This is a genomic window from Methylomonas lenta, from assembly GCF_001644015.1.
GTDB classification, from domain to species: Bacteria; Pseudomonadota; Gammaproteobacteria; order Methylococcales; family Methylomonadaceae; genus Methylomonas; species Methylomonas lenta.
The window spans coordinates 88,827-112,060 of the sequence record NZ_LUUI01000096.1 but is presented as its reverse complement, the minus strand read 5'-3'; the positions used below and the strand labels follow the sequence as shown (position 1 = coordinate 112,060).

General features: G+C 47.2%; 17 protein-coding genes. 7 read left to right on the top strand and 10 right to left on the bottom strand.

Going from position 1 to position 23,234, the window contains the following annotated elements:
* A partial coding sequence (locus tag A1359_RS23145; RefSeq protein WP_232322171.1) for a hypothetical protein occupies positions 1-245 on the top strand: 245 nt, incomplete at its 5' end.
* Positions 246-575: 330 nt separating this feature from the next.
* On the opposite strand, the gene A1359_RS09640 is transcribed toward A1359_RS23145, so the two are convergent.
* From A1359_RS09640 to A1359_RS09630, 3 genes are all read right to left on the bottom strand, one after another.
* Complete coding sequence (locus tag A1359_RS09640; protein WP_066981588.1) at positions 576-1,511, bottom strand: STM4504/CBY_0614 family protein; 936 nt, start codon at positions 1,509-1,511, stop codon at positions 576-578.
* A gap of 74 nt (positions 1,512-1,585) precedes the next feature.
* On the bottom strand, positions 1,586-2,266 hold the full coding sequence (locus A1359_RS09635; RefSeq protein ID WP_066981585.1) for a TSCPD domain-containing protein: 681 nt from the start codon (positions 2,264-2,266) through the stop codon (positions 1,586-1,588).
* Between the two features lie 99 nt (positions 2,267-2,365).
* Complete coding sequence (locus tag A1359_RS09630) at positions 2,366-4,516, bottom strand: adenosylcobalamin-dependent ribonucleoside-diphosphate reductase (protein WP_066981581.1); 2,151 nt, start codon at positions 4,514-4,516, stop codon at positions 2,366-2,368.
* A 376-nt stretch (positions 4,517-4,892) separates the two neighbouring features.
* Here A1359_RS09630 and A1359_RS09625 point away from each other — a divergent pair, with 376 nt between their 5' ends.
* Entirely contained in the window at positions 4,893-5,498 is a 606-nt protein-coding gene (locus A1359_RS09625) for a hypothetical protein (protein WP_066981578.1), read from the top strand.
* 71 nt (positions 5,499-5,569) lie between these two features.
* Here A1359_RS09625 and A1359_RS09620 read toward each other — a convergent pair whose 3' ends face one another.
* The 4 genes from A1359_RS09620 to A1359_RS09605 form a co-directional block, all read right to left on the bottom strand.
* Entirely contained in the window at positions 5,570-9,790 is a 4,221-nt protein-coding gene (locus tag A1359_RS09620) for a DEAD/DEAH box helicase (protein ID WP_066981575.1), read from the bottom strand.
* Between the two features lie 91 nt (positions 9,791-9,881).
* On the bottom strand, positions 9,882-10,769 hold the full coding sequence (sucD, locus tag A1359_RS09615) for a succinate--CoA ligase subunit alpha (protein ID WP_066981573.1): 888 nt from the start codon (positions 10,767-10,769) through the stop codon (positions 9,882-9,884).
* A 9-nt stretch (positions 10,770-10,778) separates the two neighbouring features.
* Entirely contained in the window at positions 10,779-11,960 is a 1,182-nt protein-coding gene (locus A1359_RS09610) for a malate--CoA ligase subunit beta (protein ID WP_066981570.1), read from the bottom strand.
* Positions 11,961-12,058: 98 nt separating this feature from the next.
* Positions 12,059-13,012, bottom strand: a complete 954-nt coding sequence (locus A1359_RS09605; protein WP_066981567.1) for an HpcH/HpaI aldolase/citrate lyase family protein — start codon at positions 13,010-13,012, stop codon at positions 12,059-12,061.
* Between the two features lie 223 nt (positions 13,013-13,235).
* On the opposite strand from A1359_RS09605, the gene A1359_RS09600 reads away from it, so the two are divergent.
* The 4 genes from A1359_RS09600 to A1359_RS09585 all read left to right on the top strand — a co-directional run bounded on the left by A1359_RS09600 (position 13,236) and on the right by A1359_RS09585 (position 20,018).
* Positions 13,236-14,402 (top strand): aminotransferase class V-fold PLP-dependent enzyme, encoded by a 1,167-nt coding sequence (locus A1359_RS09600; RefSeq protein WP_066981564.1) that lies wholly within the window; start codon positions 13,236-13,238, stop codon positions 14,400-14,402.
* A 256-nt stretch (positions 14,403-14,658) separates the two neighbouring features.
* Complete coding sequence (locus A1359_RS09595; RefSeq protein WP_066981561.1) at positions 14,659-16,590, top strand: GumC family protein; 1,932 nt, start codon at positions 14,659-14,661, stop codon at positions 16,588-16,590.
* Between the two features lie 145 nt (positions 16,591-16,735).
* The gene (locus A1359_RS09590) at positions 16,736-18,754 is read left to right on the top strand and encodes a sodium-translocating pyrophosphatase (RefSeq protein ID WP_066981622.1); all 2,019 of its coding nucleotides are present in this window, start codon (positions 16,736-16,738) and stop codon (positions 18,752-18,754) included.
* A gap of 16 nt (positions 18,755-18,770) precedes the next feature.
* On the top strand, positions 18,771-20,018 hold the full coding sequence (locus A1359_RS09585) for a hypothetical protein (RefSeq protein ID WP_066981558.1): 1,248 nt from the start codon (positions 18,771-18,773) through the stop codon (positions 20,016-20,018).
* A 321-nt stretch (positions 20,019-20,339) separates the two neighbouring features.
* On the opposite strand, the gene A1359_RS09580 is transcribed toward A1359_RS09585, so the two are convergent.
* The 3 genes from A1359_RS09580 to A1359_RS22425 all read right to left on the bottom strand — a co-directional run bounded on the left by A1359_RS09580 (position 20,340) and on the right by A1359_RS22425 (position 21,851).
* Positions 20,340-20,696, bottom strand: coding sequence for a hypothetical protein (locus A1359_RS09580; RefSeq protein WP_066981555.1), 357 nt, complete (start codon positions 20,694-20,696; stop codon positions 20,340-20,342).
* Between the two features lie 154 nt (positions 20,697-20,850).
* The gene (yfbR, locus tag A1359_RS09575) at positions 20,851-21,456 is read right to left on the bottom strand and encodes a 5'-deoxynucleotidase (protein WP_066981552.1); all 606 of its coding nucleotides are present in this window, start codon (positions 21,454-21,456) and stop codon (positions 20,851-20,853) included.
* Between the two features lie 209 nt (positions 21,457-21,665).
* A complete protein-coding gene (locus tag A1359_RS22425; RefSeq protein WP_157200516.1) occupies positions 21,666-21,851 on the bottom strand; it encodes a hypothetical protein in 186 nt (61 codons plus the stop codon).
* A 605-nt stretch (positions 21,852-22,456) separates the two neighbouring features.
* Between A1359_RS22425 and A1359_RS09565 the strand changes: the two genes are divergently transcribed.
* Positions 22,457-23,221 carry an ATP-binding protein gene (locus A1359_RS09565; RefSeq protein WP_066981545.1) on the top strand — a complete coding sequence of 255 codons (765 nt, stop codon included), beginning with the start codon at positions 22,457-22,459 and terminating at the stop codon, positions 23,219-23,221.
* Positions 23,222-23,234: the final 13 nt, after the last annotated feature.

Below are 23,234 nucleotides of genomic sequence, written 5' to 3'. Positions count from 1 at the left end.
GTGAATATACAAAGAATCTATTGCTTGGTCGTAGCTTAATTTCATGGTTTAAATCTCCGATCAGGAAAAGCATTTTGTACGGTTACGTCGTCTTCCAAAGTCAATATTCATGCAACCTTTTAATTCCGCGTGGGCACATAAACCGTGCCCACCCTACCCGGCTTCCACGCTCCAATGTCATGCTGGCGGCACCGCCAACGATTTCGCCAAGCTTGCAAATGAAACATTTCATGCGGACAACCTAAGTTTGAGGAATGATTTTTCTCCCATGATGCCGCGCCGAGCACCGGAGGCTTTGAACGGATCAGCCCGCAGGGGCGATGCAGGGAGGCATCGCGTTTTTCGTAGGGGCTGGGAAGCCCCTTCGGAAAACCCCGTTCAAAGCCTTCGGCGCGCAGGATAAACGCGGCATGGGGTGGCCTTTTCTTTGGATACTTTCTTTTGGTCACGCAAAAGAAAGTATCGCGGTTGCCGGTCCGCGAACCGGCGTTAAATCAGGCTTCGCGATAGCGAAACAATATTCATGCAAACTTTTAATTCCGCGTGGGCACAAAAACCGTGCCCACCATACTCGGCTATCCCGCCATTTCGCATAAAAAAACAATTGCAGAAGCGGTCATATGCAGAACATAAGCGACAATTGCAGGCGGGACTTCTGTGACATCGCTACCTTGCCCATGCCCTCCAAGACGATTTCGAGCAGGAGGAATTCCAGTTTCCAATGAGCTTCGCAAAGAATTAAAGTGTTGTTGCCAAAACTTTGGGATCACTTCATTTACAAAAAGAACATCGAGTAGAGCCTTGCTTGTAGCATTAGCATCGTGAGCCCATCCTCGTTTTTTGCATATTATCTTCATTACGCTTTCAAACGCTTTGAGACACTCGGCGAGCGTTTCTTTGTCATTTCCGTGCCGGTAATGTTCATGGGCTTTTAAAAATTCAGCCTGTGCACCAGCAAATTCAGGTGCACGTATTAAACCGAGTGCCGGTTTAACCACCTCCAAATGGATCAATTGAGAGTCAATGCGGATGATTTCACCCTCTAAATACTGGAATCCGATACCATGCTCTTGAAACCTTTGATTCAGTTCTTCAATTGCACTATCAGCTAACTCAGATGCCTTTGATCGACCAAGATACTCATAGCGACGGGTAAATTTATCAATGACCCGAAAAGAAAATTCAATTGCATCAAGTACCTTTTCTGAGTCGTCCTGCTGAATTAAAAAATTGAAGATCTCATCAATATAGCGCCTGTCGTTATATTTATTTATTTCCGGAGGTAGAAAAAATAATCCGTATTCACGGCACAATGCACCAACGATAAATTTGTATGCCTGAAAAACTTCCGCATAGTGCCCCTGATAATCCCGTTCGTCGCCTAGAATATCCCTCCAAATATGCACAACCTGAACTTTCAGTGGTTGAGGAATCGTGTCGTAGATGTAAATATCAGGGACATCACCACGTAATTTCTTCTGCCGTTTTGAAAAAATGTCGAAAGAAGCCATTTTTGTCCTGATAAATGGTTATTTTAAAGACCATACGACGGAACACGTCAGCGGTTCCTCCGCATGGTGGCGGATCATCCGCACTTCGACTCCCCACAATTCAAACAAGTCATACACCCATCCATCAACACCATCGCCTTGGTGCTGCATTTGGTACACAACACCGCTTTTTCCGGAAACTCTCCATTGTCCGACTCACCATGCTGGGCATCGAATTCTGCACGTTTTTCGTCCAGAAACAGTTTCTGATGATCGGTCATTTTTTCCGACTTGATCATGCCGATGTGCTTCATATGCGATTCTATGGCGTGGCCGATTTCGGCGACCAGCGACGGCATGAACACGCCGCCTTTCTTGAAATAACCGCCGTGTGGATCGAACACTGCTTTCATTTCTTCCACCAAAAAAGTGGCATCGCCGCCCTTGCGAAACACCGCCGAAATCAAGCGGGTTAACGCCAGCACCCATTGAAAGTGCTCCATGTTTTTTGAGTTGATGAAAATTTCGTAAGGCCGGCGTTCTTCGTGCTCGGTACCCTGATTCAGGATGATGTCGTTGATGGTGATGTACAACGCATGTTCGGACTGCGGCGTTTTGATCTTGTATGTAGAACCTAGCAGCACTTCCGGCCGAGCCAGATTTTCATTCATCGATTCCAGCGACGGCTCTTCCACTACCGGCTGAACGACTTCGGCGATTTCTTTGCTCAGCACTTTGTAGCTAACGATTTTTTTGTTGATTTTGTGTAGTGTCATGGGAACCTCAAATTCCGTAGACTGGGTTGAACGATAGCGATACCCAGCTTAAATGTCTTAAATGCTGGGTTTAACAACCCAGCCTACGCCATTGGCAGCTTAAAACTTGCCGTAATAGCCTTCTTTCAAGGCGTCGAACAAATTGGCGGCGCTGTGGACTTCGCCGTCGTATTCCACGTCTTCGTTACCTTTAAATTCCACCACATGACCGTCTTCCAGCGTGAACTGGTAGGTGGTATTTTCCAGGTCGGATTCTTTTACGAGTACACCCTGGAATACTTCCGGGTTGAAGCGGAAGGTGGTGCAACCTTTCAAGCCTTGTTCGTAGGCGTATTGGTAGATGGACTTGAAGTCCTCATACGGATAATCGGTTGGCACGTTAGCGGTTTTGGAAATCGACGAATCTATCCATTTTTGCGCAGCGGCCTGGATATCAACATGTTGCTTGGGCGTGACGTCGTCGGCAGCGATGAAGTAGCTCGGCAATTGCAGATCAGGATTTTCGCTGTACGGCATCGCTTGCGGATTGATCAAATGGCGGTAGGCCAGTAATTCATAGGAAAATACGTCGATTTTTTCCTTGGATTTTTTGCCTTCGCGGATCACGTTGCGCGAATAGTGATGGGCAAAGCTGGGTTCGATGCCATTGCTGGCGTTATTGGCCAAGGATAAGGAAATAGTACCGGTAGGCGCGATTGAGCTGTGATGGGTAAAGCGGCAACCAACTTCAGCCAGTTCCGCTACCAATTCCGGCAACTCCTGGGCAATTTTTTGCATGTAGCGGCTGTATTTGGCGTGCAGGACTTTACCCGCTACTTGATCACCCAGCTTGTAGCCATCGGTTTTCATTTCCGGACGCTTGTGCAGCATTTCGCCTGTCACTGTGAACAATTGCTCCATGATGGGCGCCGGGCCTTTTTCTTTTGCTAGCTCCAAGCCGGTTTTCCAGCCTTCAACAGCCAGTTCTTTGGTGACTTGTTCGGTAAAGCTCAACGACTCATCGTTGCCGTATTGCATGCCTAACATGGTGATGGTGGAACCCAAACCCAGATAGCCCATGCCATGACGGCGCTTGCCGGTGATTTCGTCGCGCTGTTTTTCCAGTGGTAGGCCGTTGATTTCCACCACATTATCCAACATGCGAGTGAAGATGCGGATGGTTTTACGATAAGCATCCCAATCAAAATAAGCTTCCTTACTAAACGGTCTTTCCACGAAGCGGGTCAGATTGATCGATCCCAATAAACAGCTGCCGTATGGCGGTAGCGGCTGTTCGCCGCAAGGGTTGGTGGCACGTATGTGCTCACAAAACCAGTTGTTGTTCATTTCGTTGACCTTGTCGATCAAAATGAAACCTGGTTCAGCGTAATCGTAAGTCGAAGACATGATAATGTCCCACAAACGGCGGGCCGGCATCACTTTGCTGATACGGCAAGCCACCAATCCGTCGTCATTGACCACATAGTCTTTTTTATTCGGTAGGTCGCGCCAGACGATTTTGTTGCTATCAGTCAAATCGATATTGTCAGTATTAACTTCACGTTCGCTAACGGGGAATGATAGCGCCCAGGGGCCATCATTTTTTACTGCTTCGACAAATTCGCTGGTAATCAGCAATGACAAATTAAACTGACGCAAACGGCCGTCTTCACGTTTGGCACGAATAAAATCCACCACATCGGGGTGGGCTACATCGAAAGTGGCCATTTGCGCACCACGCCGGCCACCGGCCGAGGATACGGTAAAGCACATTTTGTCGTAAATATCCATGAACGACAGCGGACCGGAAGTATAGGCGCCGGCGCCGGACACATAAGCATCGCGTGGCCGCAGGGTAGAAAACTCGTAGCCGATGCCGCAACCGGCTTTCAGGGTTAGACCGGCTTCATGCACCTTGGCCAGAATGTCATCCATCGAATCTTCGATGATGCCGGACACGGTGCAATTGATGGTGGAGGTGGCGGGTTTGTGTTCCAGCGCACCGGCATTGGAAACGATACGACCGGCCGGAATAGCGCCTTTACGCAGTGCCCAGAGAAAATCTTTGTAGTGTTTTTCCTGCAAGGCTTTGGATTTTTCAACTTCGGACAGGGCTTTGGCGACACGCTTATAGGTTTCATCGATGTTGGCATCGATGGCATTGCCATCCTTGGTTTTCAAACGGTACTTGCTGTCCCAGATGTCAAGCGAAGCGCTTTGTAACGGAATGTCGACATTGTTTGGCGTCACAATTTGAAGTTTTGCGGTCATTCGTGGTTTCCCTTATCTGAATTATGGTACGAGTCGATTACAACCACAGGCCTTAAAAAAACCAGCTAAGACATTGATGTGCAATCGGTTTGAAGCAGAAAACACTACAGCAAGGCTTAATACTGCATATAGTGTATTTGTAAAAATATTAACACAACATATTGTGTTTTTAGCAGGATATTTTTATCTTTTTTTGCTTGCAAGTAGTTAGTTTTTACACTTCAATGGCTTAGCGAAAATTTTTAATAGCATCATCATCCAGACCTAGCTCGGGCATTAATTAATCTGAAAAACCTATGGACAATCTAAATCACTAAACTAGACTTCAAGCTACGCCGATCTTTTTGACGGTCTCTAAATTGCCGGGGGAATAAAAATGATAAAAAAAACTGCCTTTTCTATAGGCCTACTGTCCTGTTTTGGGCCTGCTTTAGTCAATGCTGATAACAAATGCATGGATATCAGCTTAGATCCGGAAAGAGTCTCTGGTCCATTAAGACCTACCTCGCTAGATGAATGCAATACTGTCTGGGACACTTTAGAATCCAGTAAAAGCTTTCCGCATGTTTTCACACAGAATCAAACCCATCTTTACCCAGGACTATGTTATGTGTCTACCGGTAACGGCATAGCTGCAAAGTTAGGCTCAACGGCAATCAATGTGCGCTCCGCATCGGCGTGGACTACCGAGTTTCTGCCTATTATTATTCCTAACGGTATAGACACCATGGCTACTGTCATTAGCCAATGGAGTGTAAACACCACCAGGAATAAACCATTAGGCAAGCTATTCTCTGCAGACGCGATCGATCTCATCTCTTCCAGTGAATTTGATGTAATTGTTGGCGGGAGTGATCAGTTTGAGAAAGCCAAAGGCGCGGTCAGGATAGACTCTGAGCTAGTAGATAATCCACTTGGCACTCAGTATCCACCCCTTATCAAAATCACCAACATTTCTGGCAAGGTTTGCTTACATAAATAGACACTGCCTAAGAATGCCGGGGCAGTTTAAATACCGCCCCACCTCTCCGAGAACTTTTGTATCACGGACTATCAATCCCCTTTGATCAGCCCCAACAAATCATCCGCCGACATTTTGCCACTGATATCCGCGCCGTCCAGCAAGCTATCAGCCAAGTCGCGTTTATGGCTATGCAGTGCAACGATTTTTTCTTCTATCGTGTCTTTGGCTATCATGCGATAGATCGTCACCGGTCGCTGCTGACCCATGCGATGCGCGCGGTCCGAAGCCTGGTCTTCCACCGCCGGATTCCACCAAGGGTCCATATGAATCACATAATCGGCTGCTGTTAGGTTCAAACCGACGCCGCCGGCTTTCAGGCTGATTAAAAATAAATCGCCTTCACCGCGCTGAAACGCATCAACCCGCCGTTGACGTTCTTTGATCGGGGTACTGCCATCCAGATACTGATAACTAATCCCCCGTTGTTCGATATGGGCTTTAATGAGTTGCAGATGATCGACAAATTGGCTGAATACCAGCGCTTTGTGTTTATTGTCGATTAATTCGTCGACAATCTCGGCAAATGCCGCTAATTTACTGCTGGGCAAAGCGATTTCCGGGTTTGCCAACTGAGTATTGCAACAACTGCGACGCATCTTGCTGATAGCCGCCAGAATTTGTAGATGCTTTTGTCCAGGCGGACCGTCATTGCTGGATAGCATCGCCAGGCTTTCGCGGCGCAGAGCCTCGTAAAACACCTTTTCTTCCTGACTGAGTTCGACATAGAACGGAATTTCGGTACGCGACGGTAATTCCTGCAAGACCTGGGTTTTGGTGCGACGCAGGATAAACGGCTGGATCAGTTTTTTTAACTGTTGTTTGGCTTGTACACTTCTATCCCGCTCGATAGGGCCGGCAAAGCGTTTGTTGTATTGTTCCAGCGAACCCAGCAAGCCCGGATTGATAAAGCGAAACAAATTCCACAACTCACCCAGATGATTTTCCAGTGGAGTACCGGTCATGATGACTTTAAAGCCAGCCTGCAGATTCATTGCCCCTTGCGATCGACGGGTAGCGATGTTTTTAATGGCCTGGGCTTCGTCAAGAATTGCAGTCCGGAAACTGATTTTGGCCAGCATTTCCGCCACTTGTTCCTGCTGCAACATGCCATAGCTACAGATCAATACATCAAAAGGCTGTAAATTCTCCAGCAAGCGTTGACGGTCGCCACTACCGAGCACTATCGGTTTTAAGGTGGGAGCAAAACGGTTGGCTTCTTTTTCCCAGTTCATGCAGACCGAGGTTGGCGCTACGATCAAACTGGGGCCTCCCGGTGCCTGTTCCACCAACAATGCCAGGCCTTGTATGGTTTTGCCCAACCCCATGTCATCGGCCAGACAGGCGCCCACTCCCCATTGAGCCAAGCGCGACAGCCAATTGTAGCCATCCATTTGATAATCACGCAGTTCCGCTTGAAAAGTCGACGGAACTCGCGGCTTATAATCGCGGGCGTCTTTGAGCCGTTGAATATGGTTTTGCCAATGTTTATCGGCTTTAAAACCCGCTTCATCCTGCCAGTCTTCCAAGGTCAACGCTGCTAACGGATTTATCCGCACTTTCTTGCCGCTGATATCCGCATAAGCTTTCAAGTCTTCCAATCGACGCCTAAATTCATCGGTCAAGGCAATAAACTGCCCATCTTTCATTTGCAGAAAGCGGCCCTGGCGATTATCCAGCAAGCCTAAGAGCTGCTGCATATCCAGCACGGTTTCATCGTTGATTTTTAATTCGCCCTGCAGGGCAAACCAGTCGTTGTCGCGTTTGACTTGCACACTTAAGCCACTACCATTGCTGTGGCCCAGCACTTTAAAACGCACACCTTCCGGCCATTCCAATAAAGCCAGTTCAGTCGGTAAATTCTGCGCCTGTAATAAAAACTCCAAACAGGCTTCAGGGTCTTCCAGCAGCCAGTCCCCGGCAGGGTCGCGTTCCACGTCTTGCAGGGCTGGGCAAGCGTCAATGACTGCGTTGGCCTGTTTTTTTTCCAGCTTTAAATCACGTTGGGTTTGCAGGCGTTTTCCATCGACTTCCGCCAACACACTTTCTCCGCCTTGGCCGGGTTGAAAATAGGCTCCCCCACAGGTAAAAGGCCTTACCAATAATGCGACTCTTAAGCCTTCATTGTGAGGTAATAGATGAATCCTTGCCGTGGCATCGGCTTTGACTTGTTCGGCACTACTGGAACTGCCGCCAATGTCAGAATGTACTGTCAACAAGCCGGAAATACTGGTCAATGTTTGCAACACTCTTTCTTGAGCAGAAGCAGGCACTTCTAGCCCTTTTGCGCCAAGCACCGTAAAAATTTTGTGATGATCTGCGGTAAATTCCACCACTCGCAAACGGGTTGGGGTTTCTTTAATGATATGAAACTTTTGTTCATATTTGGGCGCAGGCTCCAGGATGATCTTGATTTTATCGTTCTTTTCTAAGCGTTTAACGCGTAATTCCGCTTCGCCGTTCACCACCTCAACCCTCACCTCCGGCGCATCGGCCCAAAATAAAGTCGGGTGACCTATCAAGGCTTGTGGAATATTGCCGTCAAATTCAAAATAAGTGCTGCCGCCGTACCAACCTGAATCGCGGTATTCCTTGATATGACTACAAAGCCTTTGATCATGCTGGCTGAGATAATCAAAACTATCGCGCTCATGTGCCAAACGTTTCAAAGCGACTGCCCGGCCTTTGCTCCAGCCGCCTTTAGCTTGTTGTTTTTGTTCGCGCGGCTCGATTTTGATATGGTCTTGAGCCTCATTAAAACTTAATAGCCAAGTCAGTCGAGTTGGCTTCTCGACTTGGGCTGAGCTGTCGGGTTTTTTATCGCTAGCCGGTAGATTCAGCAACGCATCCAGCGCCACTTCCCAGTCTGCTCGACTGGCAAATAAGTCGGCCAGTGCTTTAGAACCATTATCAAAAAATCCGCTATCCCACTGCGCTGCTTTTTGCGGCTGCAGGCTGCTGAAAACCTTTGCCAATTCTGCCGCAGGCCAACGGTAACCGTTGTTCAAACAATGTGTATAAAGCTGCTGATGGACCGGTTCCACGCTTTTAGCAAAATCGGCTTTAGCCCAATGCTTAAATATCAGCAATAACATGGGCTGCATTAATGGCATGCTAAAAACAGAATCCGGCACACCACTTTCCTTAAAACCGCTGGCGACGCGATAAGACAGCAACAAAGAAATCAGTTGATCACGTTGCTGCAAATCACCTTGTTGATATTGCTGAAACAGGATCAAGTACTGAAAAACCGAACCCCAAAAACCGTTGGTTTTGATGGCCTGATTCAATAATATCGTCAGTTTTTTGCGTAATTTGCTGTCGTTGGACTTTAAGATAGCCAACGGATAAAACACCCCGGCCAAACCATAGAAATAGGTATTCCGTTGTGCGCTAAGTTTTCTGAGATTTGACAGGGCTTTTTCGTAATGACTGACCGCTTCGTCATAATCACCGCGTAAGAACATCATCATTGCCGCTATAGCTTGCAATTCCGGCTGTTCAGAATTAGCTGTCTGCGCAGATACGACCTGCCATTCACCCCGTAACAACTTCAATTCCATCAAGACTCGAGTGAATAATCGATTCTCTCTGCCATCAGTGTCTGCTAATTGTTGTTGATAAAAGGCATCCAGCTCAGGCTGCTGATATAGATAAATCAATTGATGCAAACAGGCGTAAGCCGCCAATTCTTTCAAGATATGCGGATGATGCTGTTCGAAAAAGCCGATATCCAGCGGATTAAAAAACCAGGACAGGTATAGATCAATCGTATGCGGTAAATTTCCCGGATAGCGTTGGCCGATATCCAAACAGGACTGCATCTTCGGATAATCGCCACGATGAAAATGAATCCGTGCATCCCGAATACAGTCTTCGACTGTGTTGTAGTGATAATAACCGGTCCCGGTAGAATTTAGCTGTTTCACTACGGCTACATATTCATCGAACTCATTGTCGACAATCAATTGTCGAGTGATGGCCTCTACCAGTGTGCGGGCACAGCGAGTACCGCCTGGACGGATATTTTCCTCCAGTATGCCAGCCGTAATCAGCGGTCTTATGCGTGCCTTGACCGTTTCTGACTTCAGAACCCGATTACCTTCCTTGATACCTAAGTCGGCCAAATATTTAGCAATATTCGTCAACGAGCAATAGCCATAATATACCGCTAGCAGTTTGACGATAACTTGCAACTCATTTGGCAAAGCACGGTAGGCGTCCAAATATTTGAGTTGTTGCGAGGCATGCATAAATAAATCCTGAATAAAACCGATGTGATAAAAAGTTAACTCAATAAAAAAGCCCGCATGAAGCGGGCTCTGTAGGCTTAATCAAGCCTGATTAGAGTTTGGCTAATACTTTAGCAACAGTCTCACCCATTGCCGCTGGAGTCGGCGCAATCGTCACGCCCAACGCTTGTAGCATTTCGACTTTTTCTGCTGCCGATTCACCGACAGACGAAATAATCGCACCAGCATGGCCCATGCGGCGACCTTTAGGGGCAGTTAAGCCGGCGATATAAGCTACGACTGGTTTGCTCATGTGTTCTTTAGCAAAAATACCGGCTTCTACTTCCTGTGGACCGCCGATTTCACCTATCATGACGATTACTTTGGTTTCCGGGTCTTGTTCAAACTTTTCCAGAATGTCACGGTGCGAACTACCATTGATTGGATCGCCGCCAATACCGACTGAAGTGGAAATACCAATACCCAGCGCTTTCATTTGATCGGCCGCTTCATAACCCAAAGTGCCGGAGCGGCCAACGATGCCGACATTGCCCGGCATATAAATATGACCCGGCATGATACCCAGCATGGATTTACCCGGACTAATGGTGCCAGCACAGTTAGGGCCGGTCAGCACCATACGTTTTTCTTTCGGGAATTTGCTCAGGAATATTTTGACCTTCATCATGTCCTGAGTCGGAATTCCGTCAGTGATAGACACACAGAATTTAATACCGGCTTCAGCCGCTTCCATGATGGAGTCGGCTGCATAAGCCGGTGGCACGAATACGATACTGGCTTCGGCGCCGGCTTGTTCTACCGCTTCTTTAACGGTATTGAATACCGGCCGGCCCAGATGGGTTTGGCCGCCTTTGCCCGGCGTAATACCACCGACTACGTTGGAGCCATAATCTATCATTTCCTGTGCGTGGAAAGTGCCGATTTTTCCGGTAAAACCTTGCACGATAATGCGGGTGTCTTTATCAATAAAAATTGCCATGTTGTTTCCTTAACCTAGTCTTGCGACTACTTCGTTACGTGCCTGCACCGCTTTCTCGGCGGCTTCCGCCAAGGTTTCAGCCATGATGATGGGTAAGCCGCTATCTTTGATGATCTTGCGACCTTCCTCAACATTGGTGCCGGACAAACGCACGATCAACGGCACTTGCATGTCGATTTTTTTCACCGCATGCACCACACCTTCGGCAATCCAGTCACAGCGGTTGATACCGGCGAAAATATTCACCAACATGGCTTTGACGTTTTTATCCTGTAACACCATGCGGAAGGCTTTTTCAGTACGTTCTGCCGAGGCACCGCCGCCGACATCCAAAAAGTTGGCCGGTTCGCCGCCAGCTAGTTTGATCATGTCCATAGTCGCCATGGCCAAACCGGCACCATTGATCATGCAGCCGATGTCGCCATCCAGCCCTACATAACTCAAACCGCGATCGGCAGCTGCCATTTCGCGTGGATCTTCCTGGGTCTTGTCGCGCAATTCGGAGATTTTTTGCCGACGAAACAGCGCGTTGTCGTCGAAGCTCATTTTGGCGTCCAAAGCGATCAATTCGCCGTGACCTGTGATAACCAGCGGATTGATTTCCACCATATTGGCATCCAGCTCACGCATCGCGCGATAGCAACCTTGAATTAATTTGACGGCTTGCGGTACCAAGTCAGCGTTTAAGCCGAGGGCAAATGCCATTTTCCGGGCTTGAAAATCCTGCAAACCTACTGCGGGCTCGATATAGATTTTCTTGATTGCATCCGGGTTGTTTTCTGCCAGCTCCTCGATTTCCATACCCCCCTGGGCTGAACCTACCATGACGATGCGCTCTTGCGCACGATCAATCAATAAGCTGAAGTAGAGTTCTTTGGCAATATCGGTGCCTGCTTCTACGTATAAACGCAAGCATTGTTTGCCGGCTGGGCCGGTTTGATGCGTTACCAGACGTTTGCCAAGTAATGCTTCCGCGGCTTCGCTGATTTCATCATGGGTTTTGCAGACTTTAATGCCGCCGGCTTTACCACGGGCACCGGAGTGAATCTGGGCTTTAACCACCCAAACATGGCCGCCGATTTCGCGCGACCGTTGCACAGCATCTTCCGGACTGTAGGCCAGTCCGCCGGCAGCGATCTTTACGCCGTATTCGGACAGCAATTGTTTTGCTTGGTACTCATGTATGTCCATGCATCTCTCTCATCTATTTTTGAATTCATGTGAACATGGCGAAAGATCAAAGACGAAAACACCCTCGCCTTTAGCCTTTAGCCTTTAGCCTTTAGCCTTTAGCCTTGTTTTTTTGCAATCGCTTCAGCAGCACGCACAATATTATTGGCCATCCGCTCGGAAGCAGCATCGATTAAACGACCATCCAGCGCAGCAGCACCTTTGCCTTGTGCGGCGGCTTCCTGTAACGCGACCAAAATGCGTTTGGCTTTTTCCACTTCAGCTGCAGGCGGGGTGAATACTTCGTTAGCCAAAGCGATTTGGGAAGGATGAATGGCCCATTTGCCTTCGCAACCCAAAGCAGCGGCCCGGCGGGCACCGGCTTTATAGCCTTCGGGATCTTTGATGTCGCCGAAAGGGCCGTCGATAGGACGCAAACCATAAGCGCGGCAAGCTACCGTCATACGACTAATGGCAAAATGCCATTGATCGCCAGGATAATCAGGATTCAAACCGCCAATATTGACGGTGCGGGCGCGGTTACTTGCGGCGTAATCGGCCACGCCGAAATGCAGTGCTTCCAAACGGCCACCGATGGCGCCCTGTTTGGCAATATCTTCCACATTCGCCATACCTAACGCAGTTTCGATCAGGGCTTCGATACCTATTTTGTTAGTCAAACCCTGCTGCATTTCCAGCTGATTCAACATGGCTTCCACCATATACACATCACCGTAAACGCCCACTTTAGGGATTAACAAGGTTTTGATTTTGGCGCCGGCTTGTTCGACCAGATCGACCACATCGCGCACCATGTATTGAGTATCCAGACCATTGATTCGAACTGAAAGGGTCACCCCGTGGCCTTCCCAATCCAGATCATTGATAGCCTGGATGACATTTTTCCGAGCTTGCAGCTTATCGTCGGGTGCGACAGCGTCTTCCAGATCGAGAAATACAAAATCCACACCGCTTTTCAGGGCTTTTTCGAACATTTCCGGACTGGAACCCGGCACCGCCAATTCACAGCGTTGTACGCGTTGGGCATTGGCTTCGTATAGTGTGTGACTCATGAATTATCTTCCTACTGGCTGATTATTGACTGAAGGCGATCTTCAGCCCAGACTAAAAACAATCAGCCATTTTACTTTCAGACCCGTCAATGTCAATCGCTGCAGACCGATGAAACATTTGAGTTTCAGCATTCTGCCCCAGTAAACGACTTGCTGAAAACGGCCAAATATGCCACTATCCGGCGATTCTAAGCAGACTCATTTCATTCAAAGGAGAAACCTAATGGCAGGTCGCAATCACTTATTTATCCCAGGCCCAACCAACGCCCCACACGAAGTGCTCAGCGCCATGCATGTCGCCATGGAAGATCATCGTTCGCCGATCTTTCCTAATCTGTTCAAACCCATATTGGCCGACCTGAAAAAAGTCTTTCGCACTGAAGCAGGCCAGTGTTTCGTATTTCCAGCAACCGGCACAGCCGGCTGGGAAATTGCGTTGACCAACTGTCTGAATCCAGGCGACAAAGTACTGATTTACCGTTTTGGCCAATTCGCTCACTTGTGGATGGAAGCGGCGAGAAAACTCGGATTTGATGTCGAAATGCACGAAGTTGAATGGGGTAAAGGTATTCCGTTAGATGCATTGGAAGCACGCCTTAAAGATGACAAAAACCATGAAATCAAAGCCGTACTGGCCACTCACAACGAAACTTCAACAGGCGTTACCAGCGACATCAAAGGCGTACGCAAAGCCATGGATGCCGCTAATCACCCTGCCCTGTTGTTCGTTGACGGTGTCAGTTCTATCGCCAGCATTGAATTCCGCCTTGACGACTGGGGTGTAGACGGTGCTATCAGCGGCTCACAAAAAGGCTTTATGCTGCCTGCCGGTGCCGCCATCCTGGCTTTCAGCCAAAAAGCGCTGGCAATGATAGACAGCAGCAGCTACCCACGTTCGTTTTTCTCATTGAAAGATCAGATGAACGCCAACAAAGACGGCTACACGCCTTACACGCCATCCACACCAATGCTGCACGGCTTGCGCAAAGCCCTGGAATTGTTATTGGAAGAAGGCATGGACAACGTCTATGCTCGCCATCACCGTCTGGGCGAAGGCGTGCGTCGTGCGGTTGCGGCCTGGGGCTTAAGCATTTGCGCACAACCCGGCTTTGAATCCGACACAGTCACTGCCATCGTGGTGCCTGCCGACAAAGATGCGCGTGATGTGATTAGCACTGCTTTCAAAAAATACAATATTTCACTAGGTGCAGGCTTAACTGAAGTCGCTGGCAAAGTATTCCGTATCGGCCATATTGGCGACATGAATGATGTCTCTTTACTAGGCGCGATTGCCGGTGTGGAAATGGCCATGCTGGATAATGGCTTTAACATCAAACCCGGCAGCGGTGTAGCGGCGGCGATTGAATATTATCGCTCTACTGCCAACTAACTCTGACCAGTTTGAAGTTCAAAACCAAGAGATTATTGACATATAAGTGCTTGATTTAACTGCAAGCTAAGTTTATCAGGGCGTAAAGGGATTTACGCCCGCAAAGCTTATCAACGATAGGCGAAATCACGTCGAGATGAACAAACTCATGCCCAACAGGCAGGAAAAACGCGTTCTTCTGAACAAGCTACCATTGGTGTTGGAGAGTTGGCTATACTAATTCGGTAAAATAACCTATCTTCCAGGGCGGTCGTTCATGAATTACCAATCTCCCGATTATCATTTGGCGGCGGACGAGTTCGACCATCCACATCAATTCAAACCGAAACGCTTACGACGCTGGCTGGTGTTCTTGCTGGTGTTCTTGCCTTGCCTATTCGGCTCGCAGATTTACATTTTTCTGCAACCTGCCATTTACCAGAGTGTCGCTACCGTTTTAACCATGGCTGCCACCGACATTGATCAAGCCAGTCCTGAAGCTGATTTACAACATGTCAGCATTCAAAAGCAGGTTTTACTGGGCTCTGTGATTATGGAAAAAACCGCAGAACGTTTACAACAACTGCCCAGCAATTTAAAAACCTGGAGCGCTGATGAATTGAGAAGTTTATTGGCGGTGACTCCGGAGCCTGACACCAACCTGGTGCAATTGCAGGCTCAGGGGCCGGAACCTAAATTATTGCAATTAGCTGTTAATGCCTGGATAGAAAGTTATCTGCAAATTCGGGCTGCATTCATTGCCGAAAATACCGCTAAAGTCACTGAAGAGTTAAACAATGAATTGCAACGCATAGCCCAACAAGTGCAAGACAAACGAAATGAAATCGATCAGTTTCGGTTGAGTCATGACATTTTATCCACTGAAAGTGCCGATAATCAGGCACATGCTCGCCTGCAAGGTTTGAATAAATCGTTGAATGACGCAATGGAAGAAGAGGTTAAAACCAAAGCCAAGTTCGATGCCATATTGGATGCCATTTCCCGTAACGAAACCGTGATTCCGGAGTCGGATTCGCGCTCGATGGCGGTTTTAATCCAACAAGCAGAAAAGTTACGCGACCAGTTAGCGGCTATAGAAGCGCAATACACAAAGGAATACATTGATTTAAACCCTAGCCTGAGCCGGGTACGGGAACAGTTGGCGGAAATTGAAGCCAAAATCAGCGAAAAATCCAGCACCGGCAAAAATGTCGCCCGACAAGAAGCAGAAAACAACTACAACGCAGCCAGGCAAGCGGTGATAGCGCTTAAGCAACAAATGCAGGCACACAAAAAACTGGCTGCTGATTACACTTCGCAATTTACCGAGCATCAAGCCTTGCAAAAAGAGCTGGAAAATCTGGAAACTTTACAACAAGACACCCAGCAGCGATTAGTGGAAATCGATGTCAAACAACGGGAAAAATATCCGCAGGTTGATGTTGTCGACTGGGCGTCGTTAGCCGACAAACCGATTAGTCCGAATTATTTGCAGGAATCCCTATTAGCTTTTGCCATCAGCTTGGCTTTAGCCTTACTGGCAGTTTTGATCATTGATTATTTGAATCGAGAAAGCCCGCCATCTGCGCCAGCACCGTTATCTTTTGGCGGCATCCATTTACACCACCAACCCCAATCTATGCTGGACGCATTGAATCAACAACCACAGCGTGTGGCTTACGATCCATTAAAAGCCTTGCCTGTTGAAGAAACTCCGCGTGAAATGCCCCGACAGGAAGTTCTAGCTTTGTATCAATCGGCGGAACCCGTTATTAAAGCGATCATCAGCCTACTATTTAATGGTTTATCACTGATGGAAATACGCACAATTACCCCAGACTGCCTGAACACAAATACACTGATGATACTGATTCCGGGACAGCGCAATCTGATAATGACAGCATCAGTCGCCCATTTATGTGCCAGCGGTTATGTGTTTTCTGACTGGCCCAGTGAGGATGACATCAAAGCTCTGCTATGCTGTGCGGCGATTGATAGCGGTTTATCGCATCCCGAGCAAATCACCTTGGAAACTTTACAATTTACTTACCTATTATTTTTGCTACAGCAAGGTATCAAATTAGCTGATCTAAGCAAGATTGTCGGTCCGCTCCCGCCCAGTCGCTTACTGGAGCTCAGTCAATGGGCTACCACGCAAGCCAGTGTCTCCTTTGATAAAATCAGTCTAGATTATTTGAATGCTTCCTAAAGCCAAAGGCTAAAAATAAAATCGTTTAAGACTTGCCATGGTCGCTATTGAAGCTATCTTGGCATAAAATCTAGATCTATAACTAAAACAACTTAATTCAGGAGGCACCACAGTGGCACTGACATCGGTAGCGGTGAATCTTGCAATGGTTATGGCTTTGATAGGCATAGTGTTTGTTCTTTGGCAGTTGCAACGGGTTTTGGCCTACGAGCAAGGCAACGACACTATGCGCAGTATCGCCAAGGCTATTCAGGAAGGCGCGGCGGCTTTTTTGAATCGTGAATACCGCATACTATCGATATTCGTTGTTGCGGTGGCCATCATCATAGCCAGTTTTTTACAAATACAAACCGCAGCCTCCTTTCTGCTGGGAGCTATCGCTTCCGCCGGCGCGGGTTACTTGGGCATGTTCATTGCGGTTCGCGCCAATGTACGGACTGCCGAAGCCGCCCGACATAGCCTGCATCAAGGCCTGCGCGTGGCATTCGGCAGTGGCGCCATCATGGGCATGTCTGTGGTCAGCTTCAGCCTGTTGGGCATGACCAGTTTGTATTTGCTGTTTAGCGATGACCCTGATTGCTTGACCTATATAACCGGATTTGGCTTCGGTGCCAGTAGCATTGCCTTGTTTGCCCGCGTTGGTGGTGGCATTTTCACCAAGGCTGCCGATGTGGGTGCAGATTTAGTGGGTAAAATCGAAAAAGGCATCCCGGAAGACGATCCGCGTAATCCCGCAGTGATCGCCGATAATGTCGGCGATAATGTCGGCGATGTGGCCGGAATGGGGGCGGATTTGTTTGAAAGTTACAGTGGTTCAATTATTGCCGCGGCAACATTGGGCAGTGCCTTGACCGGCCAGCTCGACACAGCTTTAGTCGCCCTACCCTTTTTAATCGCAGCCATAGGCGTTATCGGCTCGCTATTGGGCTTTAGTGTCGTTGTATTTTCCAATATCGACGAAAATACCAGTTTATTCTCGCTGTTGCGGATGTTACGCAGTTCGGTATGGGCGTCGTCCGTGGCCGTACTGGGTTTAGCATTACTGGTTATTCGCCACGAGCACATCGCCATGAACTATTGGTATGTCATCTTAGTGGGTTTGCTAGCGGGTAACGCTATTGCCTATGTCACCGAATATTACACTACCTATACCGAAAAACCGACTCAATCCATTGCCGAAGCTTGCGAAACCGGTGCCGCTACTACCATTATTCAAGGCTTGGCGGTCGGCATGATGAGTACAGTATTTCCGGTATTAATCGTCGCGGCTGCTATTCTAGCCAGCATCTGGCTGGGCTTTAAAGCGGACGGCAGCATGGCGGCCGGCCTTTACGCCGTGGCCCTTTCGGCCGTCGGCATGCTGAGCACGCTGGGGATTACCCTTGCAACCGATGCTTACGGCCCGGTGGCCGACAACGCTGGCGGGATTGCTGAAATGAGTCATTTGCCTGCTGAAGTGCGTCAACGTACCGATGCTCTTGACAGTTTAGGCAATACCACTGCCGCTACCGGTAAAGGCTTTGCGATTGGTTCTGCCGTCTTAACGGCCTTGGCTCTACTGGCAGCCTATGTCACAGCTGCCAAGGTGGAGCATTTGAATTTACTTGATCCCACTATGCTGCCTGGTATTTTGATCGGCGCCATGATGCCTTATCTATTTTCAGCCATGACCATGATGGCCGTTGGTAAAGCCGCACATGCCATTGTTTTGGAAGTACGCCGTCAGTTCAAGGAAATTCCCGGTTTAATGGAAGGCACAGCACTACCCGATTACAAGGCCTGCGTGGGCATCAGTACTGAAAGCGCGCTGCGGGAAATGATATTGCCTGGCACGCTGGCAGTATTAGTGCCCTTAACCGTCGGCTTTGTTTTAGGCAAGGAAGCCCTGGCCGGCTTGTTGATAGGTACTACGGCTTCCGGCTTTTTGTTAGCCGTCATGATGGCTAATGCCGGCGGTGCCTGGGATAATGCTAAAAAATGGATAGAAACCGGTGAACACGGCGGCAAAGGCTCCGATGCGCATAAAGCCGCTGTGGTTGGCGATACCGTAGGCGACCCGTTTAAAGACACCAGCGGGCCGGCTTTGAATATTTTGATCAAGCTAATGAGTATCGTCAGCTTGGTTTTTGCCTCTGCTTTTGGCTCAGGCTGGTTAAGCTTTTAATTGCAATCAAAAAACCATGAATAAAATCAATCATATATTACTCACACTATCAGTCAGCGTATTACTGAGTGGTTGCGCCAGTTTCGGCAAAGGTATTACCGAAGCTATTTTGGAAAAACAAGATAGTGAAGATACTCGGGTATGCGAAATCACCGGCAATCAGTTTACTGGGCTCAAACCACAAGTGGAAGCGCCTGGTCGCAAGATGAAAGTGCTGATGGTGCATGGTGTGGGCAACCACCTGCCCGGTTATTCCACCGAATTCCTGGAAAAACTGACTAAGGAATTAGATCTGCCAGTTACTACCCGAGCTTACAAAAATATTAAACTGGTCGACCCTAAAGACCCTGGGAAAAACTTAGGTAATTTACGTATTCATCGTTACCTGGATCAGTCCCAGACTCAGGAATTACTGTTTTACGAATTGACCTGGTCGGAAATTACTGCCAAGGACAAAGAAGTATTGGCTTACGATAATTCCGGCGAACAATCTTTCCGCCGTGCCGAGGTCAACGATTTGTTAAAAAAGTTTTCCAATGACACAGGTCCAGATCCGATTATCTATTTAGGCGAAAAACGCGACGACATTCTGGTGGCGTTTGCCCAATCGTTTTGCTGGATGATCAGTGGCGATTGGAGCGCATTACCGGATGATGTGCAACAAGTCTGTTCTTCTAAAAATGTCACGCCGTTTTATAACGACAGCTATGCCTTTGTTTCTCATAGTCTCGGCAGCCGAATCACCATTGATGGCTTGCAACGATTGGCCTCGATTTACGCCGACCAAGAAAATGCCTTGTACTATTCGGCTATCGCAAACGTGCTGAAAAACAAGGAAGTGCCGATTTACATGATGTCTAATCAATTGCCCATGCTGCAACTGGGACGATCCATCCCCAAAATCGTTAATCAGGAAGACGCTTATTGCAAGCCCGATGGACAGAAATTTGCCGAGCGCATGCTGCTAAAAACCAACATTATCGCTTTCAGCGATCCCAACGATTTGCTCAGCTATGCCTTGCCACATGATTTCGTTAAAAAATATCTGGATTCACGCCTATGTATCAATGTCACCAACATCAATATCAACGTTGCCAAGATTTATGACGCATTTGGCCTAGGCAAACTAGCCAATCCAATGGATGCACATGTTGGATATGATACCGATGACCGAGTAGTCGCTTTAATAGCAAAAGGCATCGCCAATGAAAAAACTGCACCTATCGTCAAAGAGCGCTGCAGTTGGGTTAGGACTATCGATTAAGCCAAAAAAAAACTGGCGTCATTCTACTTTGCCTTAAGACACGCAGGAATGGCGCCAAGTTTAAACCCTCTCCGGTTAGCCGATGATAACTTCCAGCATCAGCCTAGTCAGCCTGGAAGTGATCTGTCAATTGCTAACCTAAGCTATTCAAGCCAAAAATGACGGCTCATGGGTAGCTTATGATGCCAGTACCGATAGTTACAAAACCAGCTTCAGCGAACTCAATGTAGCCTGCGAGGCTTGGCATGGACCATGCTTCATAACATATCGAGTGGGCTAAACAAATACAACCACCCTATAAAGCGGAAGATGAAAATAGCCTTAACGACTCATGCCATTTCCCATCCAGGCACCTGCTGCTGCACCGATTCCTGCACCTAACGGATCTCCACGGCTCATTTCGTACCCCACTGCGCTACCCAATACCCCGCCGACCAAACCTTGGGTTGAACGCTGATCATAACTTTGATAACGCGGTGCAGGTACTGGCGCAGGCACATATTGCACCACACGTTCAGGATAATACACCCGCTCTACCTCGACATAATGATCGTGATGATGACCATGATGACCATGATGACCATGATGACCATGATGCTTATGGTGACCATGTCCATCAGCCAATGCAACTGAAGAAAACAGCAAACCGATGACAACTAATTTCGCAACTCTCAACATAAAACCGCCCTCTTTTGAAATGTGATTACGTTGAGGTGAAGTTTACCGAACAATGTTTAATAATAAATGAGTAATGGATTAAAAACAGATTAAATACCCACACCAGATTGATTAATTACCCAATGACATCAGTTAGCCAACAGGCAAATTTCATTCAATTGGTCTGCATCAAACCATCCAAAGTTAAACCACAACTAGGTACAAATGCCTGCATAAAAAAAACCACTTCCGGTTGCTGTAAATTGGCTATATTTTGCGCCAATTGCTGGGCTGCCATTTCAAACTCGCTATTTCCGGCTTTCAGTTCGGCCTGACATTTCAAATATGCCGAAATTTTATCTGCCGCTTTAATAATTACTTGATGCTCTATTGGCTGCTGTTCATGTTGAATCAATGCTCTAAAGTCATCTTGCAATGCATCCGGTAATAATTGCAGCAATTCCGTTTCGGCCTGATGCTCGATACGTTTATATGCATTCAAAATGGCCGGTGAGTGATATTTAATTGGCGTTGGTAAATCGCCGGTAATCACCTCGGTAACATCGTGGTACAAGGCAGCCGTAGCAATAGCGTTGGCATCGAGCTGACAGCCAAAATATCGATTTTTGATTAACGCCAGGGTGTGCGCTATAACGGCCACTTCCCAACTATGCTCCATGACATTTTCATCAAGCGCATTCCGTTTCAAGCCCCAGCGTTTAATCCACCTAAGCCGGGAAAGATAAGCATAAAAGCTACTTTTAATAGTGGTGTTTGTCATAGTATGTTTTGAAAGGTAGAAGGATTTGCTAATAAACCAAGCTTTTTAAACACTTAATAAAACAATTCAACAGATGCCAGTATTTTTAACCTGATAACACCAGGAAAACTATTTCATAATAAGAAACAAATCATACAAAAACACATGTATTGTAAATTTTTTAATTAAGATTATAGTTAAATCGTCTTCAATCATCGACTGTTTACAGTCTAGGACGCAACAATGAACCCTTCAAACAGTAAGTTTAGAGATATCGTAACTGGAATTTTCTTTACATCCGGTATTTTTGGATTCATGTCCGGTGAATTTATCATTTCAACCATGTTGTTTTGGGCGGCTTCGGTTTCCAGCAATTTGGGTCTGAACCATGGCAACCAACCATAAATCGTTAGCATGCACCATCCCTCTTGCTTATCCCGCATCAAGTTCTGCGTACGCCATAGCCCTCAACCATAGTCAGGTGAGGGCTATTTTGTAGACAGCATTAGCCGTGTTTGCTTACAAAACAGAGTTTACTTGCGACAGACACTGTAAATCACATAAGAAGCAAATATCATGGTTAACACATAAATAGCCACTGAAATCATTGTTTTTCCTCGTCAATTATTGTTGTAGTTGTTTTATATCAGAAAAACCTTGCCACTGCTGCCTGTTCTTATGCCTCTAGAATCTATGCAATTGATTATGCGCAACTTAAACCAAATCGGAACCTTAAACATCAATCGCTGAAACAGCGACCTCAACCGCATGATTCTAGAGAAAAAACTCAGCGCACATAGCATAATCATTTAGGATATTCAGGCTCAAACCCATCGCTACAGACATAGTAGCGATACAAAAAGCACTACTTGTAAATTAGTTTTCGTCTATTCGTGGTTGATGTGCATTTTTATGCGGGTTAAAGTGACTTTAAACGCTGCTTAACTTAATAACTTACAGCTTTTAAGTCAGTGTCATCACCATAAAAATACTTTAGAAACCCTGGGATTCAGACAAAACCATGATCGATTGGAACATTAATTACGCCGCCATTTGGCGCCAACGTCAATCTTATTTGCGACCTGTTCGTCAGATCGATCCGGTAAAACTGGGACAACTCATCGGCATCGAACGGCAAAAGCAGCTATTGATTGCTAATACAGAACGATTTTTAACCGGCTTACCCGCCAATAACGCTTTGCTTTGGGGTGCAAGGGGGACGGGCAAATCCTCTTTGGTGAAAGCTTTATTAAATGCCTACAAAGACCGCGGATTACGGCTTATTGAGGTGGATAAACAAGATTTGTTGTTTCTACCAGAAATCGTTGACGATATCCGCGAACATGATCAGCGATTTATCATTTATTGCGACGACTTGTCGTTTGAAGCTGGCGACAGTATGTATAAACCGTTAAAAAGCGTACTGGAAGGTTCTATCGAATTACCACCGGATAACGTGTTGTTTTATGCAACTTCCAATCGTCGCCACTTATTGCCTGAGCAAATGCGCGACAATCTTGAGACCCAGTTGATCGATGGCGAAGTACATTATTCAGATACTATCGAAGAAAAGGTTTCGCTATCGGATCGCTTTGGTTTGCGTCTGGCTTTCTATCCGCAACCTACTCCCACCTATCTAGATATAGTCGACAGTTATTTCGTCGACTACTCAGGTGATCGGGAAGCTTTACATAAGGCAGCGCTAGATTTTGCCCATCTAAACGCGGCCAAAAACGGCCGAACAGCACGACAATTTTATAACGCTTATAGTGAGAAATCGTCGTAGATAGTAGAGATAC

Coding starts and splice junctions, on each gene's coding strand:
- A1359_RS09640 (WP_066981588.1), bottom strand. CDS start 1,511: ATGGCTTCTTTCGACATTTTTTCAAAACGGCAGAAGAAATTACGTGGT.
- A1359_RS09635 (WP_066981585.1), bottom strand. CDS start 2,266: ATGACACTACACAAAATCAACAAAAAAATCGTTAGCTACAAAGTGCTG.
- A1359_RS09630 (WP_066981581.1), bottom strand. CDS start 4,516: ATGACCGCAAAACTTCAAATTGTGACGCCAAACAATGTCGACATTCCG.
- A1359_RS09625 (WP_066981578.1), top strand. CDS start 4,893: ATGATAAAAAAAACTGCCTTTTCTATAGGCCTACTGTCCTGTTTTGGG.
- A1359_RS09620 (WP_066981575.1), bottom strand. CDS start 9,790: ATGCATGCCTCGCAACAACTCAAATATTTGGACGCCTACCGTGCTTTG.
- sucD (WP_066981573.1), bottom strand. CDS start 10,769: ATGGCAATTTTTATTGATAAAGACACCCGCATTATCGTGCAAGGTTTT.
- A1359_RS09610 (WP_066981570.1), bottom strand. CDS start 11,960: ATGGACATACATGAGTACCAAGCAAAACAATTGCTGTCCGAATACGGC.
- A1359_RS09605 (WP_066981567.1), bottom strand. CDS start 13,012: ATGAGTCACACACTATACGAAGCCAATGCCCAACGCGTACAACGCTGT.
- A1359_RS09600 (WP_066981564.1), top strand. CDS start 13,236: ATGGCAGGTCGCAATCACTTATTTATCCCAGGCCCAACCAACGCCCCA.
- A1359_RS09595 (WP_066981561.1), top strand. CDS start 14,659: ATGAATTACCAATCTCCCGATTATCATTTGGCGGCGGACGAGTTCGAC.
- A1359_RS09590 (WP_066981622.1), top strand. CDS start 16,736: ATGGTTATGGCTTTGATAGGCATAGTGTTTGTTCTTTGGCAGTTGCAA.
- A1359_RS09585 (WP_066981558.1), top strand. CDS start 18,771: ATGAATAAAATCAATCATATATTACTCACACTATCAGTCAGCGTATTA.
- A1359_RS09580 (WP_066981555.1), bottom strand. CDS start 20,696: ATGTTGAGAGTTGCGAAATTAGTTGTCATCGGTTTGCTGTTTTCTTCA.
- yfbR (WP_066981552.1), bottom strand. CDS start 21,456: ATGACAAACACCACTATTAAAAGTAGCTTTTATGCTTATCTTTCCCGG.
- A1359_RS22425 (WP_157200516.1), bottom strand. CDS start 21,851: ATGCTAACGATTTATGGTTGGTTGCCATGGTTCAGACCCAAATTGCTG.
- A1359_RS09565 (WP_066981545.1), top strand. CDS start 22,457: ATGATCGATTGGAACATTAATTACGCCGCCATTTGGCGCCAACGTCAA.